This is a genomic window from Coprococcus intestinihominis, assembly GCF_040096555.1.
Lineage (GTDB): Bacteria > Bacillota > Clostridia > Lachnospirales > Lachnospiraceae > Coprococcus_A > Coprococcus_A intestinihominis.
In genome coordinates this window covers 1-6665 of sequence record NZ_JBBMEK010000186.1, presented here as the reverse complement: position 1 = coordinate 6665, position 6665 = coordinate 1, and the positions used below count along the sequence as shown (strand labels likewise).

Here is a 6665-nt window from a genome sequence, read left to right as displayed (position 1 = left end):
CTTCTCCGTTCTTTGTCATCATGTTCCAAAAGTCCCATGAGTTCAATCAAAACACGAACACACCATTTATTGGATTTCCATTTTTCTGCAAGAACACGAGTCTCTTCCACTACGGCTTCCCAGTCTTTTTCCTCCATTTCACGTTCACGATACTGTTTGTAGATTCCGTAGCACTCTTTCATTACCTGTGGCACCGGAATAGTTGCTGCCTCATCCAAATTAGCGAGAAGCCCCATCAGCATCCGGTGATTCTCATATTTCTTACAAATTTCCTGAATTCCAATCTGTGATGTTCCACGATAAAGAGACATAAAATCGTTAAAAATTGCCGCTATCATTTTTTGATCTGTCATTCCCTTCCTCCTTTCTAAGCCAGCTCAAGGTCATAAATATTTAACTGCCCCTGTATCTGCCAATCCTCGTCTGTCTTTACTGCCTGTTTTTTTGGTATCTCTGTTGTTCTGAGCGGAATAGAACGGACTTTTTTTACACTCTCCTGAATTTGATCCCGTAACATGCCGGGTACTCCGAGTTCCCTCATTACAACCAAATTATCTTCTGAAACCGCATTGAGCAGACTATGTACTTTACCGTATATCTCCATAACCCCTGTCTGCTCTCTCTGTTTTTTACTCATACAGAAAAGTTTTGCCATCAGATAGCGGTAATCAGAAGAACCCTGATATTCTTCTAATGCTTTCAAAGCCTGTGTCCTGATTGTATCAGCCTGTGCCATGTATTCCTCCGGCATTATTTCCGGAATCTCGCATACCAATTTACTTCCGAGAAGATTCAACTTACTTTTTAACTGCAGGATTTCCTTTCGGTATCTATTCAGAATGATCCCATCCGTACACATGCTCTCAGCATCTCCATAGGTGTAAACCTTTTCCCATTCATACAAAAGCATTTTTAGTTTCTGCTCATACGCTCCCAGAGAACTCTTGTCCATATCATCTTCCGAATGATACAGATGAATCCTATCCCTGTTTTTCATTATCCTTTCCTTTCACTTTCTCAATCCGTCTTCGTACTGTAGATGGATAACAGTTAAAAGCATTTGAAATTTCCTCTAATGTATATCCCGCCTTTCTGAGCTGATACATCATTTCTCCAACCTCGTCACTGTCCATGTCTTCCCTATATTCTGTTTTTATTTTCTTTCTGAGGATCTTCTGGCAGAGTGGGTGGTTCGGTCCATACTTATACATCAGTACCGACTCATACACGTCCAAACCGCAGAATATTGCTATCAGCAGACAATAATATCCGCTGTTTTCATCCCACTTCCCCATGTCTGCACCTCCCTTACATATAACTCAGCCAGTAACTTCCCCGGTGATTTGTAAGGAACTCATTCCGGTGTTCATAGAGAGTGGCGCGGATACGTTCCTTATAATGCTTATTATTCACAGCCTTTGGATGGTCTTTTAGTTCTTCATACAGTTGGGACAATGTTACGATACCTCCCAAGTGTTCCATGACCGCACACACAAGATGAAACCATGTGAGGGCTTTTGAGTCCTGTTTCTGAAGATAAAAAAAGCCACTTTTTCGAAAAGAGTACGGTATCTGAAATACATTCTCTTTCTGAAACAGCAGCAAATGTTCTGTGACGATTGGGATTAAAGGATGCCGGCTATGATAGCTCCGGCTGCTGGATGAACAGCTGAACTGTGCTTTTACAATCCATGATTTCATCGTGCCGATTGTCATTACGTCGTTTGCAATAGAATGGAACTCCCCATTTTGACGTATATCACCGACTAATAATGCCAGTACGCCTCCTGAACGCAGACTGAAAAATAACTTCTTAATTACATGATTGAGTTTTTCAATAAAATCTGCATAGTTATCGCAACGGCTTAGATCATCAGCATGAGGTTTTCCCCACATATTACCGGAATACCGGATAATGGAATGATATGGTGGATGAAGAAATACAAGATCCGCACTATCTTCCACATCATCTTTCAGGGCGTTCCATCCGCCAAGCCCACATGGCAGTTCGGGATTTAAGTCATACTGCACACATTGAATCCCTAAATCTGCCGCAACGTCACCGCTGGTTCCGGAACCACACATTGGATCTAAGAGAAGGAAGTCCTCCTTTCTCCGATGTGTTTGACATTCCCTGACATACTGGGTAATCTGACGGATAACTTCCGGCGAACAATTTCCCTGCCAGTTGCTACTTCCACCGCTGCCTCTTTCCGGATATGCAATAAATGAGGTAAGATCACGTCCTATGCAATGTGTCAGATCCCATACCCCTAATGTCTGCACAATCTTTTTCCATTCCGTTCCAAATTCATTCTCTAATAAGCGTTCTGCTCTTTTTAATTCCTTTTCATACACTTCATCCCACTTTCCTTTCCACCAACACTTCTAAAAGATATTGTTCCGGCACCGTTCGCAATACGACACCGGAAAATTCATTTCCAATCTTTTTCAGTTGTCTTTTGCTTCCTTTCTTTATCTGGTTCAAAAGACCGAAAGCTTTTCCCTCGCATTCTGCAATGTACAGATGTTTCTCCTGATCCAAACGGAAATCAATTTTAGAACCGTTTACAATATCGTATTGGCCTGCCATTAAAACTGTCATTTTCATTTTTTTGCTCACACTACACCTCCTATCGTTCAAACATTGGATAACTGGTCAGTATCCGAAATCCCCAATCAGCTTGTGGATCTTTTACCAGAACCAGACATGCTTTTCTTAAATTTTCATTCAAATGATCCTCTCCTTTCCGAAAACCATAACCTATCGTTTGAGGGAAACGCCCGATCAATGAGATATAGTCATTGCTGCTGTTTTTCAGCCAAAACACAATATCTGAATCATAAAATTTACGCATCAGACCACTTGCAACTGCCGCCGCAACATTTACATCCCAGTATGAAGTAGCATAACGGATATCCTCTTTCGTCAGTCGGTTCTTCAGTACCATGAGCTGAATGTCGGTATGTTTGCGGAGTGTATGCCCGCCAAACAATCCTACTTTGTCAAGATTTTCCCGTATTGTCTGTAATGTACTTTCAATCAGTTCATCCGGGATACCAGTAAATAAATCCACCATACGTCCTCCTTTCACTTACGGATATACAGATACCGATACCCCAGCGGATATCAGTACATAAAATAAGAAGGGAATTTCTGCCCTTCTTCTGTAAAAATCCAAAATATATCTGTTATCCGCTTTTCTAATGTTTCATTTTTTTATTCGGATTAGCATATCCTCCTTCCTTCATATTTCATGAAAATTCCCAAAACGCAAAAAAAGACATAAAAACCCATTTCTGAATTTTTATGTCTTTCTTAACCTTATTAGGCTGTGCCTTAAATTTAACTTCCGGTATTTCACCGGAACAAACTTACTTACTGCATTTTGATATTCTCATGCACAAATTTCTAATCCACTTATAATGTAACACAATATGTAGTTTTGGTCAATCTAATATTTTCGATATATCGTATTTAGAGTATGGTTGCATAACAAGAAAAACTCCCTGCCAATTTACAAATGATTAAAACTGCCTTGAGTAAAATACTCCTCTGAGTGATATTCAAACTTATTCCCTACATCTTTTACAGTATGAAAGTGTTGTAACCCTCCTCTGCTCCAGTTTCTATCAGAGTCGGCTGATACATCACATGACTACATTCTCCTAATTCCCTACTTCTTCTGTCTAGACTGCTTCGTAGATCTGTTCTTTGGATTCTACCCTTCTCTAGTATCTGGCAGAATAAACTAAGTTATAGAACTTGTGACGTTTCAGAGAAATTTCCTGTTCATTGCAATACATCTTCTTCATCATCTGCTATGAATAGTTTCTAAGATGAAACAAAAACAGTTTTAGGTGAATTATCGTATTAAATACAACGAACTCTCATCCACCCAAATACCATTTTTTTATTTGTCAGACTTACAGTTATCATTTGCTACGGCAATAATTGATTCTATTAGGTTGACTTCACCTTTGGGAATAAATATAGCCCCATAATGTTCTGCCATTTTTATATCCAAATTGTAGTCACTTCCAGAAAGCAGAATAAAAGAAATGTTTTTATGGCTTTTTTTTACTTCTTTCAACAAATCCACACCTGTTCCATCACGCATATAGAGGTCAGAACATATTAAACCAATTGTATTTTGTTTAAGAATATCTATTGCTTCCCGTACTCCTGTAGCAGTATATGTTTCAAAATATTTAGACAACGCCATATCTAAAATTTGTAAAAAACTATGTTCATCGTCTACAAGTAATATTTTCTTCATTGTTCCACCTCCATTCTGATAAATCTATTTTATTGTTTTTATCTTACAATTTGATGAATTTCAGCTTACAATACAGTAAGATAAAAGGGCAGACAATTTCTAATTCAAGAATTGACCGCCCTTATGATAAATTTTGATTATCATTTACGATGCACTGATTGTATCGACAATAGATATTTCTTTCATTTTTCTAATGGGATTTCTTACTGCCAAAATTACTGCAATGACAACAACGACAATAATGATACCAAGCTCAACCAAAGGAACACTCCATGCATCACCCCATCTATAGGCTATAAGTTTGCTAAATAAAATCTTATTGCAGACGATTCCCAAAACGCTACCGCAAATAGTACCTGTGATTGCGTAGGTAGTTGCTTCGGCAACAATCATTTTAGCCAGTTGCCTGTTACTTAATCCAATGGCTCTAAAAGCTCCGTACTGCTTCATTTTAGCCGCCACACTCATAGCTATACTATTTATGATATTGAATAATGTAATCAATGCAATCAATACTAAAAACCCATAAATAAAAAGCCCGAAACAGTAGTAAGCTCCACGGGTATTACTATTATCCAATCGTTCATCAGAAAAAATGTACTGTGAACCTACCATATTGTGAATGTCGTTCACATCACTCTCTGTTGCATTTTTAGATAATTGTATATCAATGATAGTATAATCCATTTCTCCTGTCAGATCCCGAAAAGTATCTTCAGAACAAATAAGTTTACCAACTTCTGGCCGATTATTAAAAGGGCATTGAGATAACATACCGACAATTTCCATATCCGTTTGATTGCCATTCATATTTAAGGTAATGGTATTACCTACTTCAATCTCGTTTTGCGGCTCAAAAACGATAAGTCCTGTATCAGTTTCTCTTTGTACTCTTTCTAAGCTACCAAACAAGACATAATCCTTAGACCAATCGAATTGCATATCTTCATAGGAAATAAGGTCAACAACTTTTTCCTCGCCATTTACAATTACAGGAACATCATAAGCAAACATCCGACCATAGACATTTTTTACCGCAGGATTTTGCTGTAAGTCCTTGATATAATCCGCCTTTACTGAACAAGTATCCTCTGAACTGATAATAGAAATATCGGCAGTCCACGGCTGTAATGGTGTCAATGTATGATTCATAAAATCAATCGTTACTGAAAAGGCAAGAAAGAGAATAATACTTACTGAAAAGGAGCTAACCATTAAAATAAAATTCTTTTTACTTGCTTTGGCATGATAAATTCCGAGAGATACATCTATTTTGAAAAACTTGGTATTCGCCGCTTGTTTAACAGGTTGCAAATCATTTGCACTTCCTGATACCGCCGACAAAGGAGAGACTCTGGAGGCTTTCTTTGCCGGAGAACGAACAGCAAGAAGAACGGTCAGTAACCCCAAAACAATACCTGCAATGATACTTGGATAACTGATACTAAAAATAGGCATACCACCAAAAAATTCTGGGCTTAGTTGTCGTAAAATCAAACACAACACCCAGATTAATATCATACCACTAACAACACCAAGTGGAATGGCAAAACGACACCACCGCAAAGCCTCTTTGCGCACTAATCGCATTACCTGTTTGGGTGTTGCTCCAATACAACGAACCATTCCAAAGAATTCTGTCCTCTGTGCTACATTGCTATTCATACTACTCGTAATCATCAGTACACCTGCAATCAAAACAAGGAAAAATAGTATAATAGCAGTGGCATACACCTGTAACATAAAAGAATTGCTACTCTGTCCCAATAGTCCAAGTAATTCTGTGTTTTCGGACACTTGTTCATCAGATAAACCAAACTGTTGTTTAATCTCTGCTATACTGTGCTGAATATTTCTGGTATTGTTAAACTGTACATAACGCATTGTATAATCAGCTGGGTTGCTGCTTATATCATTTGGGTAGATAGCTCGAAAACCCTCTGTTGTCAAAAAAACACCATAAGAGTCTTCGCTCATAAGTTTTGCAGCATTATTCAAAAATCCCGAAATTGTGTATGACATTTCATCCCCATTTGGCAAAGTAATAACTATCTGTTCTCCGATTTCCAAATCCAGCATATCTTTCGCATTATTTGTTATCAAAGCTTCATTTTCGTTTGTGGGAAATTGACCCTCATCCAATGTATTGAAAATTTCAGTAACATGACTTTCACTACTACCGCATATTACAACATTTTTTCCCGACAAAGTGTAATCTTGCTCACCTCGATAATTCAAAACACCGTAATCAGCAAGGATAGCCACCTCTGGACGAGAAGATATAAGTGTTGCATCTTCATCACTTATGTGTTTTTTGTCAAGCACTTTTCCCTAAAAAAAGCGTCAGAATTCCCTGTTTTTAGCGAGGGATTTTCCCTACTTTAG

Annotated in this window: 8 protein-coding genes; all 8 read right to left on the bottom strand. The window is 38.2% G+C overall.

The window, feature by feature from the left end; all coding sequences use genetic code 11:
* On the bottom strand, positions 1–353 hold a 353-nt coding region (locus WMO25_RS12940; RefSeq protein WP_349085633.1), incomplete at its 3' end, for a hypothetical protein.
* Positions 354–367: 14 nt separating this feature from the next.
* The gene (locus WMO25_RS12935) at positions 368–997 is read right to left on the bottom strand and encodes a hypothetical protein (protein WP_117500944.1); all 630 of its coding nucleotides are present in this window, start codon (positions 995–997) and stop codon (positions 368–370) included.
* Positions 981–1295 carry a hypothetical protein gene (locus WMO25_RS12930; RefSeq protein ID WP_117500943.1) on the bottom strand — a complete coding sequence of 105 codons (315 nt, stop codon included), beginning with the start codon at positions 1293–1295 and terminating at the stop codon, positions 981–983. Before WMO25_RS12930 ends, WMO25_RS12935 begins: the two co-directional genes overlap by 17 nt.
* A gap of 13 nt (positions 1296–1308) precedes the next feature.
* Positions 1309–2358: a TRM11 family methyltransferase gene (locus WMO25_RS12925; RefSeq protein ID WP_349085631.1), complete on the bottom strand. Its 1050-nt coding sequence runs from the start codon at positions 2356–2358 to the stop codon at positions 1309–1311.
* 1 nt (position 2359) lies between these two features.
* Positions 2360–2623 carry a hypothetical protein gene (locus WMO25_RS12920; RefSeq protein WP_117500941.1) on the bottom strand — a complete coding sequence of 88 codons (264 nt, stop codon included), beginning with the start codon at positions 2621–2623 and terminating at the stop codon, positions 2360–2362.
* A 10-nt stretch (positions 2624–2633) separates the two neighbouring features.
* The gene (locus WMO25_RS12915) at positions 2634–3080 is read right to left on the bottom strand and encodes an RNase A-like domain-containing protein (protein ID WP_117989105.1); all 447 of its coding nucleotides are present in this window, start codon (positions 3078–3080) and stop codon (positions 2634–2636) included.
* An 834-nt stretch (positions 3081–3914) separates the two neighbouring features.
* On the bottom strand, positions 3915–4280 hold the full coding sequence (locus WMO25_RS12910) for a response regulator (RefSeq protein WP_117989106.1): 366 nt from the start codon (positions 4278–4280) through the stop codon (positions 3915–3917).
* A 144-nt stretch (positions 4281–4424) separates the two neighbouring features.
* Positions 4425–6605: an ABC transporter permease gene (locus WMO25_RS12905; protein ID WP_349085629.1), complete on the bottom strand. Its 2181-nt coding sequence runs from the start codon at positions 6603–6605 to the stop codon at positions 4425–4427.
* Positions 6606–6665 lie beyond the last annotated feature (60 nt).

Coding starts and splice junctions, on each gene's coding strand:
- WMO25_RS12935 (WP_117500944.1), bottom strand. CDS start 997: ATGAAAAACAGGGATAGGATTCATCTGTATCATTCGGAAGATGATATG.
- WMO25_RS12930 (WP_117500943.1), bottom strand. CDS start 1,295: ATGGGGAAGTGGGATGAAAACAGCGGATATTATTGTCTGCTGATAGCA.
- WMO25_RS12915 (WP_117989105.1), bottom strand. CDS start 3,080: ATGGTGGATTTATTTACTGGTATCCCGGATGAACTGATTGAAAGTACA.
- WMO25_RS12910 (WP_117989106.1), bottom strand. CDS start 4,280: ATGAAGAAAATATTACTTGTAGACGATGAACATAGTTTTTTACAAATT.